General features: G+C 57.9%; 17 protein-coding genes. 12 read left to right on the forward strand and 5 right to left on the reverse strand.

The genetic code is table 11. From position 1 onward, the window contains the following. The first annotated feature begins 180 nt into the window (after positions 1–180). Together A0257_12395 and A0257_12400 are read left to right on the forward strand one after the other, a co-directional pair. A complete protein-coding gene (locus A0257_12395; GenBank protein AMR27809.1) occupies positions 181–3654 on the forward strand; it encodes a transcription-repair coupling factor in 3474 nt (1157 codons plus the stop codon). 33 nt (positions 3655–3687) lie between these two features. Beyond that, positions 3688–4251 carry a hypothetical protein gene (locus A0257_12400; GenBank protein ID AMR27810.1) on the forward strand — a complete coding sequence of 188 codons (564 nt, stop codon included), beginning with the start codon at positions 3688–3690 and terminating at the stop codon, positions 4249–4251. 75 nt (positions 4252–4326) lie between these two features. Here the strand turns inward: A0257_12400 and A0257_12405 are convergent, their stop codons facing one another. The 3 genes from A0257_12405 to A0257_12415 all read right to left on the reverse strand — a co-directional run bounded on the left by A0257_12405 (position 4327) and on the right by A0257_12415 (position 7718). Continuing rightward, a complete protein-coding gene (locus A0257_12405) occupies positions 4327–5418 on the reverse strand; it encodes a hypothetical protein (GenBank protein ID AMR27811.1) in 1092 nt (363 codons plus the stop codon). Continuing rightward, complete coding sequence (locus A0257_12410) at positions 5388–6848, reverse strand: hypothetical protein (protein ID AMR27812.1); 1461 nt, start codon at positions 6846–6848, stop codon at positions 5388–5390. The genes A0257_12405 and A0257_12410 overlap by 31 nt, the downstream gene beginning before the upstream one ends. 171 nt (positions 6849–7019) lie before the next feature. Continuing rightward, entirely contained in the window at positions 7020–7718 is a 699-nt protein-coding gene (locus tag A0257_12415; protein AMR27813.1) for a disulfide bond formation protein DsbA, read from the reverse strand. Positions 7719–7910: 192 nt separating this feature from the next. On the opposite strand from A0257_12415, the gene A0257_12420 reads away from it, so the two are divergent. From A0257_12420 to A0257_12435, 4 genes are all read left to right on the forward strand, one after another. Next, positions 7911–8900 (forward strand): aldo/keto reductase, encoded by a 990-nt coding sequence (locus A0257_12420; protein ID AMR27814.1) that lies wholly within the window; start codon positions 7911–7913, stop codon positions 8898–8900. 80 nt (positions 8901–8980) lie between these two features. Then, positions 8981–10072, forward strand: a complete 1092-nt coding sequence (locus A0257_12425; GenBank protein ID AMR27815.1) for a glutamate 5-kinase — start codon at positions 8981–8983, stop codon at positions 10070–10072. A 97-nt stretch (positions 10073–10169) separates the two neighbouring features. Then, complete coding sequence (locus A0257_12430; GenBank protein AMR27816.1) at positions 10170–11420, forward strand: gamma-glutamyl-phosphate reductase; 1251 nt, start codon at positions 10170–10172, stop codon at positions 11418–11420. 138 nt (positions 11421–11558) lie between these two features. After that, positions 11559–12089: a hypothetical protein gene (locus tag A0257_12435; GenBank protein ID AMR27817.1), complete on the forward strand. Its 531-nt coding sequence runs from the start codon at positions 11559–11561 to the stop codon at positions 12087–12089. On the opposite strand, the gene A0257_12440 is transcribed toward A0257_12435, so the two are convergent. Beyond that, complete coding sequence (locus A0257_12440; GenBank protein ID AMR27818.1) at positions 12086–12538, reverse strand: hypothetical protein; 453 nt, start codon at positions 12536–12538, stop codon at positions 12086–12088. The genes A0257_12435 and A0257_12440 overlap by 4 nt on opposite strands. Before the next feature lie 139 nt (positions 12539–12677). On the opposite strand from A0257_12440, the gene A0257_12445 reads away from it, so the two are divergent. From A0257_12445 to A0257_12465, 5 genes are all read left to right on the forward strand, one after another. After that, a complete protein-coding gene (locus A0257_12445; GenBank protein ID AMR27819.1) occupies positions 12678–14360 on the forward strand; it encodes a branched-chain amino acid aminotransferase in 1683 nt (560 codons plus the stop codon). 890 nt (positions 14361–15250) lie between these two features. After that, positions 15251–15616 (forward strand): hypothetical protein, encoded by a 366-nt coding sequence (locus A0257_12450; protein AMR27820.1) that lies wholly within the window; start codon positions 15251–15253, stop codon positions 15614–15616. A 100-nt stretch (positions 15617–15716) separates the two neighbouring features. Next, the gene (locus tag A0257_12455; protein ID AMR27821.1) at positions 15717–16220 is read left to right on the forward strand and encodes a hypothetical protein; all 504 of its coding nucleotides are present in this window, start codon (positions 15717–15719) and stop codon (positions 16218–16220) included. Between the two features lie 553 nt (positions 16221–16773). Then, positions 16774–17031 carry a hypothetical protein gene (locus A0257_12460; protein AMR27822.1) on the forward strand — a complete coding sequence of 86 codons (258 nt, stop codon included), beginning with the start codon at positions 16774–16776 and terminating at the stop codon, positions 17029–17031. A gap of 672 nt (positions 17032–17703) precedes the next feature. Next, positions 17704–19353, forward strand: coding sequence for a hypothetical protein (locus A0257_12465; GenBank protein ID AMR27823.1), 1650 nt, complete (start codon positions 17704–17706; stop codon positions 19351–19353). 409 nt (positions 19354–19762) lie between these two features. On the opposite strand, the gene A0257_12470 is transcribed toward A0257_12465, so the two are convergent. Next, positions 19763–20287, reverse strand: coding sequence for a hypothetical protein (locus tag A0257_12470; GenBank protein ID AMR27824.1), 525 nt, complete (start codon positions 20285–20287; stop codon positions 19763–19765). 222 nt (positions 20288–20509) lie between these two features. Between A0257_12470 and A0257_12475 the strand changes: the two genes are divergently transcribed. Continuing rightward, complete coding sequence (locus tag A0257_12475) at positions 20510–21841, forward strand: NADH dehydrogenase (GenBank protein ID AMR27825.1); 1332 nt, start codon at positions 20510–20512, stop codon at positions 21839–21841. The last annotated feature ends 81 nt before the right edge of the window (positions 21842–21922 follow it).

Consider the following 21922-nt stretch of genomic DNA (forward strand, 5'->3'; position numbering starts at 1 on the left):
CATTTCAGGGCGCGGGCAGCGGCACGGGAGTTGGCGGGGGGGTAGGGATACTAATTACTTGCCCCAAGCTACACCAGGAAACTTTCGGAGCTTGGCGGCGGTATTGTCTGCGCGCTTGGCCCGACCGGAATCATCCCCGGCCGGGCTGGCCGTTTTTTAGCTGACCGATAAAAATATTCCGTGCAAGTAGCTGATTTTCTTCGCCTTTACCGCCTCGACGCCGAACTGCAAACCCTGAGCGCCCGCCTGTTGGCCGCGGTTCAGCCCGCCCACGCCGGGCAATCGGCCGACGAGGCGGCGCACGGCGGCGAGCTGCGCGTGCAACTGCGCGGCCTGGTGGGCTCGCAGGATGCCGTGGTGGCGGCGGCCAGCGCCCACCACGCGCACCCCAACCTGTTCATCCTGCACGACAAGGACGAGGCGGCGCTCTTCATGGCCGACCTGCGCCACCTGCTGCCCGACGGGCCGGAGGCGCTGCTTTTCCCCAGCTCCTACAAGCGGCCCTACGAGTTTGACGAGACGGAAAACGCTAACGTGCTGATGCGCGCCGAGGTGCTTAACCAGCTCAATGCCAGCCGTAACCCCGAAGCAGCAGCGCTGGGCAAGGCCCCGCTCATCGTGACCTACCCCGAGGCGCTGAGCGAGAAGGTCATCAACCGGCAAAGCCTGGTGCAGAACACGTTTTCGGCCAAGGTGGGCGACAAGCTGGACGTGAATTTTCTGGGTGAATTGCTGGCGCAATACGACTTTGAGAAGTCGGATTTCGTGTACGAGGCGGGGCAATACGCAGTGCGCGGCGGCATCGTGGACGTGTTCAGCTACGCGAATGAGCTGCCGTACCGACTGGAATTATTTGGCGATGAGATTGAGAGTATCCGTACGTTCAATCCCGAAACCCAGCTTTCGGTGGAGCCGCGCCCCTCGGTGAGCATTATTCCCAACGTGCAGACCAAGCTCTTGCAGGAGCGCCGCGAGTCGTTTCTGGAGTTTTTGCCCCGCACCAGCTGCCTGTGGGTGAAGGACATGCGCCAGACGCTGGACGTGGTGACGGAGCTATTCGACAAGGCCGAGAGCAACTTCAAGCGGCTGGTGGAAGAGGTTGGCGGCGTGCAAATCGTGTCGAAGCCCGCCGACCTATTTGAGGGGGGTAGGGGTCTGAAAAAATGTCTGGAGGAGTTTGCCATCGTGGAGTTTGGCAAGCGATTTTACTTCAAGAACTCGCAGGAATTCCAGTTTACGGCCAAGCCGCAGCCGAGCTTTAATAAGGACTTCGACCGGCTGATGAAGAATATCCGGGAGAATAAAGTCCGGGATTTCACCACCATTATTGCGGCCGACTCGGTGCGGCAGGCCGACCGGCTGCGCACGATTTTTGACGAGCTTGACCCGAACGTGCAGTTTCAGCACCTGCTCATTGCCCTGCGCGAAGGCTACGTGGATGAGCAGTTGGGCCTGGCAGTTTATACGGACCACCAGCTGTTTGAGCGCTACTACCGAGCGCAGGAAACGCGGAAATTTTCCAAGAAAAAAGCCCTGACGCTGCGCGAACTGAAGACCTTGCAGCCCGGCGACTACGTGACGCACCAAGACTACGGCATCGCGCGCTTCGCGGGGCTGACGCAGGTGGAGCTGAACGGCCACGTCCAGGAGGCTATTCGGCTGGTTTATCGGGATGATGACGTGCTCACGGTGAGCATTCACTCCTTGCACAAGATTGCGAAATATAGCGGCGCGGAGGGCTCGCCGCCCACCATGAGCAAGCTCGGTTCGCCGGAGTGGGAGAACAAGAAAAAGTCGGTCAAGAAAAAGGTCAAGGATATCGCGGCCGACCTTATCCGGCTGTATGCCAAGCGGAAGACGGCACCGGGCTTCGCGTTCGCGAAGGACGATTTTATGCAGGCCGAGCTGGAATCAAGCTTCATTTGGGAGGACACGCCCGACCAGGCCAAAGCTACCGAGGACGTAAAAAACGACATGCAGCAGCCCCACCCGATGGACCGGCTCGTGTGCGGCGACGTGGGCTTTGGCAAGACGGAAGTGGCCATTCGGGCGGCCTTCAAGGCGGCGGCCAATGGCAAGCAAGTGGCTGTGTTAGTGCCGACTACGATTCTGGCGATGCAGCACTACAAGACGTTTCGGGACCGGCTGGCCAACCTGCCGGTAACGGTGGAGTACATCAACCGCTTCAAAACGGCCAAGCAGATAAAGGAGACGATGGAGCGCGTGGCGGCGGGCCGGACCGATATTCTCATCGGCACGCACGCGCTCACCAATAAGAAGCTGCAATTCAAGGACTTGGGCCTGCTTATTATTGACGAGGAGCAGAAATTCGGCGTCAAGACCAAGGACAAGCTCAAGGAAATAAAGGTGAACGTGGACACGCTCACGCTCTCGGCCACGCCGATACCGCGCACGCTGCACTTTTCCTTGATGGGCGCGCGCGATTTGAGCGTGATTGCTACCCCCCCGCCCAACCGCCAACCGGTGCAAACGGAGTTGCAGGTATTTGACGAAATCATCATCCGCGATGCGATTGCGCGGGAATTGAAGCGCGGCGGGCAGGTGTTTTTCGTGCACAACCGGGTGAGCGACATCGAGGAGATGGCGGCCATGATACTGCGCCTCGTGCCCAACGCCCGCGTGACCTTCGCCCACGGCCAGATGGACGGCGACTCGCTCGAAAAGCGCATGATGAAGTTCGTGGAGGGCGAGTACGACGTGCTGGTTTCGACCAATATTATCGAGAGCGGGCTCGACATTCCAAACGCTAACACCATCATCATCAACCGGGCGCACCTCACCGGCCTCAGCGACCTGCACCAGATGCGCGGCCGCGTGGGCCGCTCGAACCGCAAGGCGTATTGCTACCTGCTGACGCCACCGGTGGCCAACCTGCCCGCCGACGCCCGCAAGCGCCTGCACACGCTGGAGGAGTTTTCGGACCTCGGGGCGGGCTTCAACGTGGCCATGCGCGACCTCGACATTCGGGGCGCGGGCAATTTGCTGGGCGGCGAGCAGTCGGGCTTTATTAATGACCTGGGCTATGAGGCTTATCACCAGGTGCTTGACGAGGCCGTGCAGGAATTGAAAGAAACCGAGTTTCGGGACTTGTTTTTGGGCGAAGGCACGGGCGGCACCAGCCAGCAGCGCCTGCAAATGGCGGCCGGGGCGCTCAACTCGCCCAAGGAAACGCAGATTGAAACCGACTTGCCGGTGCTCATTCCTGACACCTACGTGAACAACGTGTCGGAGCGCCTGCAGCTCTACGCCAAGCTCGACCGCGCCCAAAAACCGGAGGAGCTGGCCAAGCTGGTGGCCAGCATGACCGACCGTTTCGGGCCGCTGCCCGAGCAGGTGCAGCAGCTCGTGGACATTGTGAAGCTGCGCTGGCAAGCCGCTCGGCTGGGCCTGGAGAAGCTGACACTCAAGCGCGAAACGCTGCGCGCCTACCTGCCCGCCGGGCCGGGGCACGAGGCGTATTTCCAGGGCGAGCAGTTTGGGTTGATTCTCAACTTCGTACAGACCCACCCGCGCACCGCCCGCATGAAAGACCAGAAGGACAAGCTGCAAGTGACCTTCGACGGCATCAGGGGGGTAGGGATGGCCCAGCAGCTGCTCGCTAAGCTGGGTGCTGCCGAAATGGTGCTGGCCTAACCGCTCAGCCTTATCTTGTCAATAAAAAAGCCGATGGATATCAACAAACGCTTCGACCAGCTGGAAAGCCTGCTGGTGGACCTGGCCCGCAAGCAGGACCAGCAAGCCGAGCAGATTGCTCGCATCATACAGATACTCAATGGTCATGGGGAAGCCATTAACAGCTTGGGCGAACTGCTGAACAGCCACACCGAACTGCTGAACAGCCACACCGAACTGCTGAACAGCCACACCGAAGTGCTGAACAGCCACACCGGGATTTTGCAGCGGCAGGAAGTGCGGCTGGATAATATTAGCGACCAGATTGGCGATATTATCACTATTCTAAAAATCTCGGAGGCCCGCCACACCGAGACTGAGCAGCGGCAGGACGCCATGATGGCAGAGATTCAACAGCAGGGTAAGCGCCAGGATGTTGCCGTAGATGCGTTGAAAGTACTGTTCAAGCGCCAGCAAACCACCGACACCCGCCTCGACGAACTCGTGCAAACCGAGTTGCAAATGCTCCAGCTAATGCGCCGAGACGCCGAGAAGCTCGAAGACCACGAGCCGCGCCTCAAGCGCTTGGAAGACGAGTTTCTGCGCCCGGCTGGCTAGCCGCTCTACCCCCCCCTAAAAAGCCCGACGTGCCGCAAGGCGACACGTCGGGCTTTTTCGTTGTAAGACAAGTACTTACCGCGACTTGGGCGCCACGTAAATGATGCTGGTGCCGCGGCTGGGCTGGCCTTCGAGGGTGATGCCTTCGGTAGAAATCTGGAAGTTGCCGCTGCCGTCGGCGGTGTAAAAGAGGAATTCGGTCTGGCCATTGGGGCCGGTGGTCAGCTGCGGGTCCCAAAAGAGGGTGAGGCGGCGCGGGTCCATCGTGGGCGCGTTCATAACGGGCGCGCCGTAGCGCGGCTGGTAAAACTCCTGGGCGGCGTAGTAGCCCGGAACCTTCATCGTGAGAATGCCGGGGCTGGGCGTTAGCTGGTCGGTGCCCTTATAGTTTTTGTCGCCGCGCTTGGTATAGATGGCAATGACGCCCCCATCGGCCCCACTGCCAAAAATGGCTGCCTCAGGACCTTTGAATACCTCCACAGCCTCGACTTGATTGGCCTGAATGCTACTGACAAAATCAATGTCAATGCGCTGACCATCAAGAATAAACAAGGGCGTGCCGCTACCCCTTATCTGCACGCTCATGTTGGGCGGCGTGCCCGTGATGGTGAGGCCCGCCACCCGGCCTTGCAGCACCTGGAAGATGGACAGCCCCGACTGCGCCGACGGGTTGTTGGCGAAGTCCACCATCGTGTTGGCCACTACGCCGGGGTAGAGGCGGCGGGGGTCATCGGGCGGTATCAGCACTTTTTTGCCGGTCACGGCCACGTTGCCCAGCTGCACGTTGCGCAGGGCCTCGCCGTCGGGGTTGTTCTGGCGCTCCTGCACCTGCTGCTGGCGGCTGCGGCGCAGGTAGTCGGCCACGGCGGGCGCGGCAGCCGGCAGGGGGGGTAGGGGCGCGCCAAACGTGGGCGGCCCCAGGTCGGGCCGAATAATGACATTGCTGCCGCCCGACGTGCGTCGGGCCTGCAAGGTCACCACGGCCGTATCCTTACCCGGAAAGCCGGTGAAACGGAACCGCCCCTGGGCGTCGGTGCTGGCCGTGAGCACGCTGCGATTGGGCTTGCTCTGAATAAAAGTGAGCTGGCTATTGGCGATGCCGTTCTGGCCCATGCCGGTTACCTGCCCGCCCAGGGTTATGCCCTGCTCGGCACCATAGACCAGCAAGGGGGGGTAGGGGCCAGCACTTCTTTCCACACGTAGCGGCGCCAGCCCTGGGTAAGCAGCAGATTATCAAGCGCCTGCGTGACCTCGGGCGTGGGCGTTTGGAAATAATAACCGGGGTTTTCGACGTAGCCCGCCAGGTCGGAAGTCAGCAGCAGGCTGGTGGCCACGTTGCCGCCGTTGGGGTCGAGGCTGGCGGCACCGGCCTCGGCCACGCTCACCGAGAGGTGGGCGGCGGCGGGCTGGCCGGCAGCATCGGTCACCTGCACTTTCACGTGCACGGGGTCGTGGGGGGCGTAGGCGGCCCTGTCGGGCGTGAGGGTCACGTGCAGGGCGGGCGGGCCGTTTAGCACGAAAGCCAGGCGCTCGGCCTGCGGCACGCTTTGGGCATCAAACAGCGTAATATGCAGAATGCCACTGGGATAGCGCGCCTTGCTTAGCTTCCAGGTCACGGGCGCGCCGTTGTCGGTGAGGGGCCGCGGCACTAGGCCCACGATGTAGCCGCGCACTTCGCTCAGCAACATGGCCGGGCCGGGCACCGGCGCGCCGGGCGCGCCTTTGTAGCGCACTTCCACGGTGTAGCTGTCGCCGGCGTCGAGCACGTGCAGCCCGTAGCCGGTGGCCTGCACGGCGGGCAGGGGAAAGTCGGCGCTGCCGCCGTCGGGCAGCTTCACGCGGGCGTGGTAGCGCTGGCCGGCGGCGGGCGTAAAGCTCAGCCGGCCCATGCCCGCGTGCGCCGCGCTGAAGGCCGTCCCCACGGGCTTGTTCTGCTCATCAAGCACTTGCCCGCTGATGGCCGCGCCGCGCCCGCTGGCCGCCACCGCCTTGAAGCCCACCGTGGCCGGCAGCCCCGCCACGAGGTTGCCGCCTTCGGGGAAAAACTGCACATCGACCTTGCCCGCCGCGATGGCTGCCCTGGCAACGGCTTTGGCCGGTATGTGGGAGGTAGCGCTGCCAAAATCGTCGGGCTGGTTGGGGGCGGCGGGCCACACTTGCAGCTCCCGCTGAAAAATATAGGCCGGGTTCACGTTGCGCATCCAGGTGGTGAAGGCGCGTAGCAGATAGGTGCCCGCTTTGAGGGTGTCGCCCAGCTCAATGTCGCCGTAGGCGCGGCCGCCCGACAGGCGCAGCGTGCGCCGGGCCACCACCTGGCGCTGGGGCGAAAGCAACTCCACGTGCAGCACCTTGCTCAGCGTATCGGGCTGGTGGCGCAGGGCATCGACCACGTAGGCGCTGAACCACATGGTTTCGCCAGTGCCGTAGGCCGGGCGGTCGAGGTGCAGGTAGGCCTTTTCGGGGCGCACGAGGGCGTAGTGGGCCCCCAGCTTTTCGGCAATAGCCTGAATGGGATTGCCATCGGTGGGGTAGCGAAACGCCAACAGCCCCAGCAAGCCCGCCGCCGCCACTCCAAACGCCGCGATTTTCGGGCGCATCCCTCTCAAATTACCTGTCATAGAAAAACCGAATAACGCTCGCCTGCCTACAAGCCTACGCCGAGCCGGATGGCGAAAGTATGAACAGGAAGGGTAGCAAAGCTTGCCGGCTAACTGAGCGGCGGCAAGTAGCGCGAACTTTCCAGTTCGCGCTACTTGCCGCCTTCCTCTTTAGTCGCAGCCGTCGGGGCCGCAGGCGGGGCCGTCGGCCAACATAACGGGTTGGTTTTTAGAATGTCCTTCTTCCCAGGTCTTGCCCAGCACTTCGGCAAAGACCTCGCTGGGCTGCGCGCCCGACACGGCGTACTTGTCATCGAAGACAAAAAACGGCACGCCCTGCACGCCTATTTGCTGGGCCTCATACTCGTCGCGGCGCACCTCGTTGGCGTAGGTGCCGGCCAGCAGCGCCTGGCGGGCGGCGGCGGCGTCGAGGCCGATTTCGGCGGCCAGGTTGGTGAGCGTGTCGAGCTGGTTGAGGTCGCGGCCTTCGAGGTAGTAGGCGGCCATGAGGCGCTCCTTGGTGGCATCCTGCCGGCCGTGGTGCGCGCCGAAATGGATGAGCTGGTGGGCCAGAAAGGTATTGGCCGGAATGGCTTTATCGAAATCGTATTCCAAACCTACCTCTTTGGCTATCAGAGTCATATGGTCGCTCATGCGGCGGCCTTCCGCCTCCGGCATACCTTTCTTTTTGGCCAGCGAGGCATGGATGCTTTCGCCGGGGGTAGGGACAAAGTCGGGCGTGAGCTGGAAGCTTTTCCACTCCACCTGCACGTCGGCGCGGTGGGCAAACCCGCCGAGCGCTTGTTCAAACTTACGCTTGCCGATGTAGCAGAATGGGCATACCACGTCGGACCAGATTTCAACTTTCATAAGACAAAAAAGCTAGTGATTACCAGAACAGCACGAAGCCGCGAGCGCGGTGAATTGTTTGTGGTTCAGGGCCTGGCTAACACCCGGCCGGCGGCGCGCGTTCAGGCTGACGGCGGGGGGTAGGGCGCAACCTTGGGCCGGCCGGGCGGGTTAAGGGAGGACGTATTTTTTGGCCCGTATCTACCTTAACTCATGGAATATCAGAAATTAGGCTCGTCCGACGTCCGCGTTTCGCGCATCACGTTTGGCAGCTGGGCGGCCGGCGGCTGGATGTGGGGCGGCACCGAGCAGAACGACGCCGTGGGTGCCATTCACGCCGCCTACGACCTCGGCGTGACCAGCATCGACACCGCGCCGGTCTATGGCATGGGCCTGAGCGAGCAGATTGTGGGCGAGGCCATCAGGAGCCTGCCGCGCGACAAGGTGCAGATTCTGACCAAGTTCGGGATGCGCTGGGACCAGCCCAAGGGCGATTTTGCCATGAAGACCAAAGACAACCAGAACCGCGACCTCGACGTGTATAAGTACGCCAGCCGCGCCAGCATTATCCAGGAATGCGAGGAGAGCCTCCAGCGCCTGGGCACCGACTACATCGACCTCTACCAGCAGCACTGGCCCGACGTGACGACGCCCATAAGCGAAACGATGGAGGCCGTGCAGCGCCTCATCGAGCAAGGAAAGGTGCGGGCCGTCGGCGTCAGCAACTACTCGGTGGCGCAAATGACCGAGGCCGAAAAAACGCTTAAGTTGGCCTCCAACCAGGTGCCTTTCAGCCTGTTGCGCCGCGATATTGAGAAAGACGTGGTGCTCTACGCGCAGCAGCACGGTCTGGGCATTCTGGTTTACAGCCCTTTGCAGCTGGGTTTATTAACCGGCAAAATCAAGCCCGGCCAGCACTTCGACGCGAGTGATTTGCGCAGCACCAACCGGCTTTTCAAGCCCGAGGCGGTGACCAAAGTCAACGCCTTTTTGCACAAAATCCGGCCGCTGGCCGAAATCAAAAACGCCAGCCTCGGCCAGCTCGTGCTAGCCTGGACGCTGGCGCAGCCCGGCATCACGGTGGCGCTGGTGGGCGCCCGCAACCCCGAGCAAGCTACCCAAAACGCCAGGGCGATGGACGTGAAACTCAGCTTTGAGGAGGTTGATTTCATCAACAAGCAGCTGGCGCAGGCGCAGTTGTAGCCAGTAGCGCGAACTTTGTAGTTCGCGTCCCCGCGCCATAATGGTCGTTCTGGGCCGCGAACTACAAAGTTCGCGCTACTATGCCCCTACCCTACCGCCGCCTGGTCGTCAAAATAGGCTCCAACGTGCTTACCCAGGCCAACGGCCTGCCCGATGAGGACCGCATGGCCCAGCTGGTGAGCCAGCTAGTGGGCCTCAAAAACCAGGGCTGCGAGGTTATCCTCGTGTCGTCGGGGGCGGTGGCGGCGGGGCGCAGCCTCATCACCCTACCCCCCCGCGCCGACGCGGTGCGCAGCCGCCAGCTGCTGGCCGCCGTGGGCCAGGTGAAACTACTGAGCCTGTATGCCGCGCTGCTGGCCCCGCACGGCCTGCTGGGCGCGCAGGTGCTGGTGACCAAAGAGGATTTTCGCGACCGCCAGCACTACCTGAACATGCGCAACTGCTTTCAGGAATTGCTCCAGCAAAACGTTATTCCCATTGTGAATGAGAACGATGTGATTTCGGTAACCGAATTGATGTTTACCGACAACGACGAGCTGGCGGGCCTGGTGGCCAGCATGCTCGACGCCGACGCGCTGCTGATTCTGAGCAACGTGGACGGCATTTTTGACGGCGACCCGGCGCGGCCGGGCGCGCAGGTAATCCGGCACATCGCGCCGCATGACACTGGCTTTGCTGAGTTCGTGACGGCCACGCGCTCGCAATTCGGGCGCGGCGGAATGCTCACCAAATGCTCCATTGCCCACAAGGTGGCGGGGCTGGGCATCAGCGTGCATATTGCCAACGGCAAGACGCCCGACATTCTACCTAATATTCTGAATGAGAAAGCCATCAGCACTTGGTTTGAGCCCAGCAAGCGGGCCTCGCGCACTAAAAAATGGCTGGCCCACGCGCAGGCCGCTCAGGCCACCGTGCACGTGAATGCCGGGGCGCGGGCGGCGCTACTGGCCGCCGGCCAGGCCACGAGCCTGCTGCCGGTGGGGGTAGTAAAAATCGAAGGCGATTTCCAGAAAGGCGACTTGGTGCGCCTCGTGGACGAGGCCAGCCACGCGCTGGGCCTGGGCCTGGCTGAATATGGTTCGGACAAGGCCCGTGAGCGGCTGGGCCAGCACGGCCAGCGCCCGCTAGTGCATTATGACTATTTATTTTTGACGGCCGATAATGTAGGGTAAGCTTTAGCTTGCCGTTTTAGCACGAACCGGCTCACTTCCGGCAAGCTAAAGCTTACCGCACAATCCCGTGGCAAGCTAAAGCTTACCCTACACACTTATGTCCAATTACTCCGCTTTCTTCACGGCGGCCCAGCGCGCCAGTCGCGCGCTGGCCACGGTGCCCGCCGCCACCATCGACGCGCTGCTGCGCGACCTAGCCGATGCCCTGGTGAGCCACACCGATTTTATTCTCCAAGAAAACGCCCAGGACCTGGCCCGCCTGCCCGCCACCGACCCGCGCCACGACCGCCTGCGCCTCACGCCTGAGCGGCTGGCCGGCATGGCTCAGGACCTGCGCGCCGTGGCCGCCCTACCCTCCCCGCTGGGCGCGAAGCTGAGCGAAAAAATCTTACCCAATGGCTTGCAGCTGAGTAAAGTGCGCGTGCCGCTGGGCGTGGTGGGCATCATCTACGAGGCGCGGCCCAACGTGACCATCGACAGCCTGGCGCTGTGCCTGAAAACCGGCAACGCCTGCCTGCTCAAGGGCGGCTCCGACGCGGCGGCATCCAATGCGGCGCTTATGGAGGTGGCCGGGCCGGTGCTGCTGCGCCACGGTCTGCCGCTGGCCGCCGCCACCCTCCTACCCCCCGAGCGCGCCGCCACCGAGGCCCTGCTGCGGGCCGTGGGCCTGGTCGATGTCGTGATTCCAAGGGGCAGCCAGGGGCTAATAAACTACGTGCGGGAAAACGCCCGCGTGCCCGTTATCGAAACCGGGGCCGGCGTGGTACACACGTATTTCGACGTGGCCGGCGACCTGACCACCGGCGCGGCCATTATTGCCAATGCCAAAACGCGCCGCGTGAGCGTGTGCAACTCCCTGGATTGCTTGCTAATGCACGCGAGCCGGCTGCCCGACCTGCCCGCGCTGGTGGCCCCGCTGGCCACCGCGCGAGTGCAGCTTTTTGCCGATGCGCCGGCCCTGGCGGCGCTGGCCGGTGCCTACCCCCCTGACTTGCTGGCAAGCGCCACGGAAGCGCATTTTGGCACCGAGTTTCTGGATTATAAACTGGCCATCAGGACCGTGCCCGACTTCGATGCGGCCCTCGACCACATTGCCCGCCACGGCTCGCGGCACAGCGAGGCTATTATCTCTGAAAATCAAGCGAATATCGATACTTTTTTGCAGGTCGTGGATGCGGCGGCCGTCTATGCCAACGCCTCCACGGCCTTCACCGACGGCGGGCAGTTTGGGCTGGGGGCCGAAATCGGTATCAGCACCCAAAAGCTGCACGCCCGCGGCCCGATGGGCCTGGAAGAGCTGACCAGCTACAAATGGCTGGTGCGCGGCACCGGCCAGGTACGCGACTGATTATCACACCTATACTCATTACCTAATCCACCAATAAAGAACGTCATTCCGAGCTTGCCGAGGAATCTCGCTCGCATTGTTCGAGCCTCGTTCAACGAGGCGAGCGAGATTCCTCGGCAAGCTCGGAATGACGTTCTGTTGGGCGTCTTTTTTGCGAATAATAAGGCCAATTCGATTATGCTCCCTACTCCGCCCGCTGCTACCTTTCGGGCCGTGCTCGAAGCCGGCGGCCCCAGCTTCATGCCAACCCAGATTGTAAACGTGCCCGAGGCGACGTGGCTGGCAGTGGGCGGCCGGGCCACCAAGCGCGTTATTGCTACCCTCAACGGCCACGCCGAGCGGCTGGGCCTGCTGCCGCTGGCGGGCGGCGGGCGCTACCTGCTGCTGCGCAAAACACTGTGCGAGCACTTAGGGCTGGCAATCGGCCAGGCAGTGGAGGTGACGCTCGCGCCCGACCCCAACCCTGATTACGTGGACTTACCCAATGAATTGGCCGAAGCCCTGGCCGCCTGGCCCGAGGCCGAAACGGCCTTTCTGGCCCACCCCGGCGCTATGCGCCGGGCAATGGCTCGCCAGGTGGCCGACGCCAAACGCTCCGAAACCCGCGCTCGCTACGCCGTGGAGCTGGCCGAGCGGCTGGCGCGCGGCGCGCACCCGTTTCGGGCCTAAAAGTCGTTCCAGGAGGTGATGGTCACCACCTGGCCGGGGCCATCGACCAGGAACTTACACTGCTGAAAAGTGGGGGCCGAGAAGCGCGGCTTCACGTTGTTGGAGAATGCGAACGGCTCGGTGGGAATACCTAAAAAGTTCTTATCGAGCTTGTTATTGTTGTTGAGGTCCTGGGTCAGGGCCACGGCCCATTCGCCGGGCGTCAGCTCCACGGGAACCGTAATCTCCGTTTTGCCCTCGGGCTTCACAAACAGCCGGATGGCCATCTGGCCGTCTTTCAGAAATTTTTCCGGCGCATTATAGAAATTAAGCTTTATCAGGGCCTGCGTGGAGGCCAGGTCCGACACCACTATCGTGACGAGCTGGGTGGCCGGGGCGGGCCGCGGGGCCGTTCCCGCGCTCAGGATGGAGCTGCTTAGTAGCAGCGCGGTCAGGGGCAAAGCATTCATACTAGGGAAACTAAACAGGCGGCGGAGTACTGGCGCAAACTTACGAAGGAGCCTAAATCGTTCCGGGCCGGTGGGCCGGTCGGGCGGGCGGCGGGGGGCGGTTTACCTTCGCGGCTCCCACCCTACCCCCCTGCTACGTATGCAAGCCTACTTCCGTCATTTTCAGCGCCTGGCCGAGGCGGGCACCTATTCCGAGCTGACCGGGCTACCCCTTCCGAAACCCGCATTCTTTAACTGGACGACTGACATTCTGGAGGGCCTGCACGTGGCTGAGCGCCCCGACCAGCCGGCCCTGGTGCTGGCCGACGACGCTGGCAGCCAGACGATTAGCTACGCCGAGCTGGCTGCGTGCGCCAACCGGCTGCTCAATTTCTGGCGCGGCGCGGGCGTGCGGCCGGGCCAGGCCGTGCTGCTGATGGTGCCCGTGTGCGCCGAGCTTTGGGATACTTATGTGGCGGGCATCAAGGGCGGGCAGTTGCTGATACCGGCGGCCAGCATCCTCACGGTGAGCGACCTGGAATACCGCTTCGACCGGCTGCTGCCCGCCGTGGTGATTGCTGACGCCGAGAACGCCGCCAAAATCGACGCCGCCGAGCAGGCTTTGGGCCAGCGCATTGGCCTTAAGATGCTGGTGGGCAGCGCCGAGCGGCCGGGCTGGGTGGGCTTCGCGGGGCTGGCCGGGCTGCCCGCCACCGCCGAAGCCGCCCCCACGCGGCCCGACGACCCACTGTTCCTATTCTTCACCTCGGGCACCACCGGCCTGCCCAAAGTGGTGACGCACACGCACTTTTCCTACCCCGTGGGCCACCTCAGCACCGCCGCCTGGATTGGGCTGCGGCCCGGCGACCGGCACTGCAACATCTCGCAGTCGGGCTGGGCCAAGTTTGCCTGGAGCAGCTTTTTCGCACCGCTGAGCGTGGGGGCTACGCTGGTGGCCTACCAGGGCAGCGGGCGCTTCGCGGCGGGGCCGCTGCTGGCGGCGCTGGTGCGCGAACGCGTCACCACGTTTTGCGCGCCGCCCACCGTGCTGCGCCTGCTAGTGCTCGAAAACCTGGCGCCCTACCCCTTCACTTTTCGCGAATGCGTGAGCGCCGGCGAGCCGCTGAACCCGGAGGTAATTGAGGCGTGGCAGCGCGGCACGGGCGTTTTGCTGCGCGATGGCTACGGCCAGACCGAGAGCACGGCCATGATTTACAACCTGCCCGGCAGCGCCGTGCGCCTGGGCAGCATGGGCCGGCCGTCGTTTATGTACGACATCGTGATCGCCGACGAGCAAGGCACCCTGCTGCCCGACCTGGCCGAGGGCCACATCGCGGTGCGCACCGACACGGGCCGGCCCAACGGCTTGTTCACGGAATATTTTGGCGAGCCGGCGCGGGCGGCCAGCGTGTTTCGGCACGGCCTGTACTACACCGGCGACAAGGCTTACCGCGACCCCGACGGCTACCTCTGGTTCGTGGGCCGCGACGACGACGTGATAAAATCGAGCGACTACCGCGTGGGGCCGTTCGAGGTCGAGAGCGTGCTCGTGGAGCACCCGGCCGTGGTGGAAGCCGCCGTGGTGGGCGTGCCGCACCCCATCAAGGGCCACGAAATCAAGGCGTTCGTGATTCTCACGCCCGGCACGGCCCCTACCCCCTCGCTGGCGCGCGAGCTGTTTGCCTACGGCCGCGCCCGCCTGGCACCCTACAAAATGCCCCGCGTGCTGGAGTTCGTGCCCGAGCTGCCCAAAACCATCAGCGGCAAAATCCGGCGGGTGGAGTTGCGCGCCCGCCCCAGCGGCGAGGAGGGGGGTAGGGACGAGTTTTTCTACGAGAAATAGCAAGGCTTGTTACCGCCAACCCCCATTTCTAAAATAGTACCCAAGCCGCTTTGCCGCCTTGCAAAAAAGCTACTAAAGGGAAGATGGCTACCAAGCTCTATACTAGGAAAACAGGGGCTAGCCACATACTAAGATAAAAAGATAAAATATAATTTTGTTGAGTCGGCATATACCTTACCGGAGCCGGCTCTTTTCTCTTACCTTTGGGCCGAAAGACCTCCAGGCTTTCATTATCACTTACTTACAACGGGCTTGTGCAGGCAGAAATCGAACGCCACACTATTTCTCCAACCCGAATGCTCATCATATTCTACCCACTGCTTCAGCAATTGGTTAGCTCACGCTTGTGCCCTTTTTTCGGCCAAAAACGCTCACATTCTCATGGCCCTTTTAAGTAGGTTAGCCTCTGGCAGCAGCGGCCCAGCATGCCTTAGCACTTGCTAGGCTATTTCGCAAATAGAGCGCGCCCGTTCTGGAGTCACTTAAGAGCAATTTTACCTGATTAAGCTAATGAATGCCAGCGGTTAACTAATGTCGAGCGCTTTTGAATCATTACTAGTTAAAAAACGACCTGTCTACTATGAAAAGAAATAATTACGCACTTATTTTTCTAATCATTGTTGGCTTGCTACTGTGCGCAATACAACAGTCAGTGGCGCAAAGAACTCAAATCAGGGGCTTTGTGGACGTCTCTTCCTATTACCAAAATGGCAAACTAAATTTTGGCCTGGGCGAACAAGACTTATTTATCACCTCAGAGATAAGTCAGCGCTTATCATTTTTAGGAGAAACGGTTTTTAAGTATTCTTTTGAATCCCCTACCAGCTTTGATATTATAGCGTATTCGCAAACAGTTAAGCCACTATCAGTTACTTGTCGTATTAGCGTTTATGAACCCGTACTCGCTTGATTTACGTACCCGGGTGGCGGCGGCCTGCCAGGAGCCGGGGGCCAAAAAAGCCGCCGTTGCCCGGCGCTTCGATGTGAGCCGCTCCTTTGTCAAAAGCCTGGTTCGCCAGCAGCAACAAACCGGCTCACTGGCCCCCAAACCGGCCAGTGGCGGCCGGGCCCGCTACCTCGATGCCGCCGCCCAAGCCTGGCTCGTGGCCTACGTGGCGCAACACCCCGATGCTACGCTGGCCGAGCTAAACCAGGCCTGGCAGGCCAGCGGGGGCCGCCCCGTGGGCCAAACCTGCCTCTGGCAAGTGCTGGACGAACACGAGCTGCGGCGAAAAAAAAAGCCCCCACGCGGCTGAACGCGACACCGAGCGCGTACGCCAGGCCCGTCAGGACCATGTCGAACAGGTCTGCACCCGCCCCGATGTTGCCCGGTTCCATTTTCTGGATGAGACGGGCTTGCGGCTGGATTACGCCCGCACCCACGGCCGGGCGGTGGGTGGGCAACGCGTCCGGGGGGCCGTGCCGCTGCGTCGGGGCCGCTCCTACACCCTTATTGGTACGCTGTCCGTGCGCGGGCTTGGAGCCCTGCAATTGCTCCATCAGCCCCTCAACAAGCACAGTTTCGCCCTCTACGTAGGCCGGTGCCTGGCCCCCACCCTGCGCCGGGGCGATGTGCTAGTGCTCGACAACCTGCCCGTGCACCACCTCGCGGGCCTGCGCGAGTGGCTGGCCAAGCGGGGCGTGGACGTGGTCTTTCTGCCCCCGTACTCCCCCGATTTTTCCCCCATCGAGCAGGCCTGGAGCAAGCTCAAAACCAAGCTGCGCACCTGCGCCGCCCGTTCCTACGAGGCCCTAAAAGAAGCCGTACGTGAGGCCATCGACTGGATTAGTAGTCAGGACGCCCAAAACTGGTTTGACCATTGTGGCTACCACACCAAACCTGCCCAAAAAGCGGTTTAAGCGTTTGCGAATTCGCTATGGCGTTGAGCGCATAATCTTAAAATATAATTACGCAGGCAACCATAGTATATTAATTGGCAAACACCATACGCCTATTAATTACTGGAACGACACCTACCACCACGGAAGGGTATTCTTTCCAACAGTTGACCGACCCTTACTATTTTCACAGGACTTCATTCCACTCCATACTACCGGCATCAGTTTGCAGGGTCAAAATCTTGGCCGACTTCGATTTGGCTACGATGCGATGCTTGGCAATGGATTAGGCTCGAGTGATGTAGAAGATAATAACGCTTTCAAATCACTTACTTTGGCTGTGCATGTGAAGCCTACCGATGGCTTACGTCTTGGAGCGTCCTTTTACCACGATGTTGTTTCAAAAGGCAGTACTATTCACAGCCATTATGGGGGCACTATTGCTTTTGCTCCTAATAGGATAAACCAGGATATAGTTACTGGGTCAATTTTATACAATGATTCTATATTTTCCAGAAAATTTGAGTTGCTAGCAGAGAGTAGCCTAGCTACGAATAGGTCAGATAGTCTCGGCATGCAGCGAGCGATAGCTTCTTACGTTTACGCTGGCTTGCGCATTACTGACAAAGTAATACCTTATGTCAGAATTGATGATATTCAATACAGTAACAGAGAAGTATACTATCTAAATAATAACACTCGCGCTTACGTTACCGGAGTGCGGTATGAAATAAATTATTTGGCCGTGCTTAAACTCGAGTACCAGCACACAAAAAGTCAGCTACATAATAACTCGGACAATATTATCTTCCAGATTGCGGTCGGGTTTTAAAGCAACATATCCATGAAATATATTTATCGCTTTGCTCTCAAAGTATTCCTAATCGGTATCTACTTTCACTTACCAGCGCATTCACAGGATATGAGCTTGGCCGTAATTGCTAATGGCAAAGGTACTCCGTCGGAAATGAAGCTAACTCAGCTTAAGTCAACCATGAGAGGCGAAAAGCTACGCTGGCCAGATGGCAGTAAAGTAGTGATAGCACTACTAAAGAGCACTACTCCCATAGGAATAAATACCAGTAAAAAAATATATAATATGATTTTAAATGAATTAAATAAATATTGGTTAGCACTTGTATTTCAGGGTAAAGCGGATGCTCCTAATTTCTTCAATTCCGAGGCTGAATTAGAAGATTTTGTTTCCCAAACGAGTGGTGCTATTGGTGTCGTTAATCACCCTTCTGCAAATAATAAAATAGTATTTATCGACGGACAAAAATCTTTATAAGCAATTGAGTTGCTAGCCGCTACCCTTTAATGATTTTTATAAACTTAACTAAAGCAAAACGTAATGCTAGTTTGTCGAAGCAGCTCTACTGCTTCGTTGAACAGGCCGACTGAAGCAGTAGAGCTGCTTCGATAAGCTCAGCATTCTGCTCTTTTTTTTGTAAATTACCAATTAATAAAAATAATAAATATAATATTTTAAAAAATATTTTCTATGCAACTCAAGTCGCGTAATTCATTTATTCTTTCACGCCTGTGGCATATACGCCTAACGGTAAAGACCAAAATATGGATGACTATAACTACGATAGTTTTATTATTTTCTTTCTTTGTATTATTCTATGTGCCAGCTATTCAAGAACGGAATCTTCTAGCCAATTTTAATAAAGAAGTACAGAACTATGCCAATACGGTTGCACTAGGGGTAAAAATTGCTATGACCGAGCAAAATTTCCAAGGAGTCCAAACTGCTATGGATTTTGTTAAGAAAGACCCGTTATTAAAATTCGTGAGCTTGATTCAAACTGATACTATTTGGAATAATAAGCGCACTAAATATCAAATAGTAGAAACCATTTTCAAAACTTACCCAGAGAGAGAAAAAATAAATATTAATTACTTATCTAACGATTCTACTGTCGTAAAGCGTGCGGACTTTAGTACTCCTATGATGAGAGGCAAGGTATTACTGGCATTCTCAACTAAAGAAATCATCCAGAGCAAAAGACAAATCAGGGGTACTTCATTATTTTTCAGTTTTTTATTCTTTAGTATAGGTATATTAACTTGCTTTGATTTAGCTAGAAATATATCCGTTCCGATACTAAAACTAAGAGATGCTGCTACCAGAGTAGGCCGAGGTGACCTTACACAGCGGGTATTCAGCAAATCACGAGATGAGATTGGAGAGCTCGGTATTGTCTTTAATATGATGGTTGCTGACTTAGCGATGGCTCGCAAGGACTTGGAAAACCGGACTACTGAATTAATATTAGAAAAGAAAAAAACGGACGAGCTTCTGGAAGGATTACATAAAACCCTTGCAGACTTAAAAAATACGCAGGAACAACTAATCAGGCAGGAAAAATTTGCCTCTATTGGTCAACTGACCAAAGGTCTGGTTGACCGGCTACTGAATCCCTTAAGCTACATAACTAATTTTTCTGCTTTATCAAACGAGCTTTTAGGAGAAAGTAAAGAAGCATTGGCCTTTGATAAATATTCATCTGACGAACACATACAAACTGAATTGATACCATTACTTACTATTATTGAAAATAATATTGAGAAAATTAAAGAACACGGCTCCAGCTTAACTAGGATAGTCAGGAGCATGGATAAGCTATTACAAGGCAAAAATTCGGTTTTTGTCAAAAGTGATATCAATGCTTTTATTGAAGCCCAATTAGGTATCTACCAAAATGAAGTGGATGCAAGTTATAAAGGCACGCCACTAGAGTTAAAAAAGGGCAGCAACATAAATAATTATTCCGTAAAAATATTACCTACCGAAATGAGTTTCGTTCTTTTTAATATAATTAATAATTCAATGTATGCTTTGCTTGAAAAATCCTCAAAAAACAGAGATTTTAAGCCTTGGCTTACGGTCGAAACCTCTTTCTATGAGGAACATGTAGAAATATGTGTGCGGGACAACGGCACCGGAATCTCAGCAGTCGAAAGGAGTCAACTATTTTCTCCTTTTTTCACCACCAAGCCTACCTCTAAAGGAACAGGTTTAGGGCTATTCATCAGCCAGGATATTGTGAAGGCGCATAAAGGCAATATAACGGTTGAGACAATACCAGAAATATATACTGCATTTACTATCACCTTGCCTGTATCAGCCGCTCCCATTACTTAGTGTTCAATTGATTTACTGGCTTCTGTTAACCAGGAACCTACAAAAACAAACCGTTATGCTGAGCTTGTCGAAGCATCTATTCCGCTTCGTTGAATCGGTAATCCGATGACGCGGCAGAGATACTTCGACAAACTTAATATAGCATTCTTTTTTAATTTATTTCATATAAAGCTTTGAAAGGCAGCAGGTAGCAGGCCTATTTCCGCACAACGATTCGGTGCCCAACCTTGATGAGCTACTCCGCCTGAGGCGCGGCAAAGACTTCGCCATATCCATTCTACCTCATCGCTCCCGCCCAGCATGCGGGGGTACATTAGTCACCTCGGCCCTACTAGCAAAGAGGTTGAATAACAACCAATAAAGAAGGCCCGCAACGTTGGTTGCGGGCCTTCTTTATTGGTGCGAGCGACTATTTTTTCTCAATTGGGAATTTGTCCAGAATGCTTTTAGGCGAGACGCTGAACTCACGACCCAGGCGGCCGGGGTCATCAACCGGGTCGGCCATAGAGCCGCGCCACACGAGGTTGTTGGTACGGCAGTCAATGAAGTCAATGATGAGCGTGCCCTCGGTGTACCGCTCGGTGTGCGGCGTCTGGTAGTGGGTGGGTGAGTAGTAGTAGCCGTAGCTAATGGGCAGGAAAGCTCCCCGGTAACCTACAGGACAGGGGTAGGCAAAGCCAGCGCTGGGGTAAGAGCTATATACCGTGCGCTCAGCCTCATCGACGTAAGTGTGCGTGGTGATGAGCAGGTCGGGGCTGCTGCCTACCTGCCGCAGGCTACGCTTGGCCAACTCGCCAGGAATGGACTGCTTGATATGGTCTTGGGCAATAGAGCTATGCAACAGCGGGTTTTGGTTGCCATTGGTTTTCACCTGGGTATCAGCAAAGTCGAAGGTGCGGTACTTGCTGAAATTAACGTTATCGCGCTGCTCCACATTTAGGCCTAGTGTACAGGCGCTTGATGCCCCGCTTAATGCAAGAGCAAGGCCTAACAGTATTTTTTTCATGGAAAAGGAAAGTATGGAAGATTAGAAGTTCTTACATACCGCTTCCAGCAAGCTGGCTTTATGGTTGCGCTTTGCCGAACGCGCGGCGCGGCGCGGCCGTATTGACTGGCAAAAGCGCCCGAAACGAGCGGGCGGACGCATCTTTACCCTATGGAAGGACTCACGAAAATTGCGGACCTGGGCAAGCCCCGCGTCGTCATCGTTGGCGGTGGCTTTGGCGGGCTGGCCCTGGCCAAGTCGCTGGCCGACGCACCGGTGCAGGTAGTGCTCATTGATAAGGTGAACTATCACGCCTTCCAACCCCTACTCTACCAGGTAGCTACGGCGGGGCTCAATGCCGATAGCATCGTGTCGCCATTTCGCAAAATCTTGAACGAGCAAGATAATTTTTACTTCCGCATGGCCGAGGTGAGGTCCATCGACGCCACGGCGCAGGTGGTGGAAACGTCCATTGGCCTGTTGCGCTTCGACTACCTGGTGCTGGCCACCGGCACCACCTCCAACTACTTTGGCGACAAGCAGATGGAGAAAAATTCCATCAGCCTCAAGAGCGTGACCGATGCCATTGAGCTGCGCAACACGCTGCTTTCCAACTTTGAGCAGGCCCTGCAAATCGGCGACGTGGAGCAGCTCAACAGCCTGCTCGACTTCGTAATCGTGGGCGGCGGCCCGACCGGCGTCGAAATGGCCGGCGCGCTGAGCGAGCTGCGGGACCACGTGTTTCCGCGCGACTACCGCGAGCTGGACCTCAAGCAGATGGATATTCACCTCATCCAGAGCGGGCCGGTGCTGCTCAAGGGCATGTCGGCCGAGGCTTCGGCGCACGCGCTCAAGTATTTAGAGGAGTTAGGCGTACGGGTGTGGCTCGACAACCGCGTGACGTCGTATGACGGCTACACTGTGAAGCTGAAAAGCGGCGAGCAGCTTATTACGCGCACGCTCATTTGGGCGGCGGGCGTCACGGGCGCGCCCATCGCCGGCCTCGACCCGGCCGCGCTACTCAAGTCGAACCGCTACCAGGTCAACGAGTTCAACCAGGTGGCGGGCTACAACCACGTATTTGCCATCGGCGACATTGCCCAGATGGCCACGCCCGCTTACCCCGAAGGCCACCCGCAGGTGGCGCAACCGGCCATTCAGGAGGGCGAGCAGCTGGGCGGCAACCTCAAGCGGCTGCTTAACAAGCAGCCCATGAAGCCCTTTCGCTACGACGATAAGGGCACGATGGCGACCATCGGCCGGCACCGCGCAGTGGGTGATATTCAACTCTTTGGCAAGCAATACCATATCACGGGCTGGCTGGGCTGGCTGGCCTGGAGCTTCGTGCACGTGCTGGCCCTGGTGAGCTTCCGCAACCGCCTGGCCGTGTTCCTGGCCTGGGGCTGGAACTATCTCACCCAGGACAAAGGCATGCGCTACATCATCGGCAAGGCCAAAGCGCCGATTAAGGAAAAAGAGGTCGATGTAAAGGCTATTGTGTAGGAATTGAGAACGAGAAATTTATACTCAGATTTTCATGCTCTTTATGGAGCAGCACACAAAAGAGAACGTCATTCCTCGGCA

Source organism: Hymenobacter psoromatis, assembly GCA_001596155.1.
In the GTDB taxonomy this organism is placed as follows: Bacteria; Bacteroidota; Bacteroidia; order Cytophagales; family Hymenobacteraceae; genus Hymenobacter.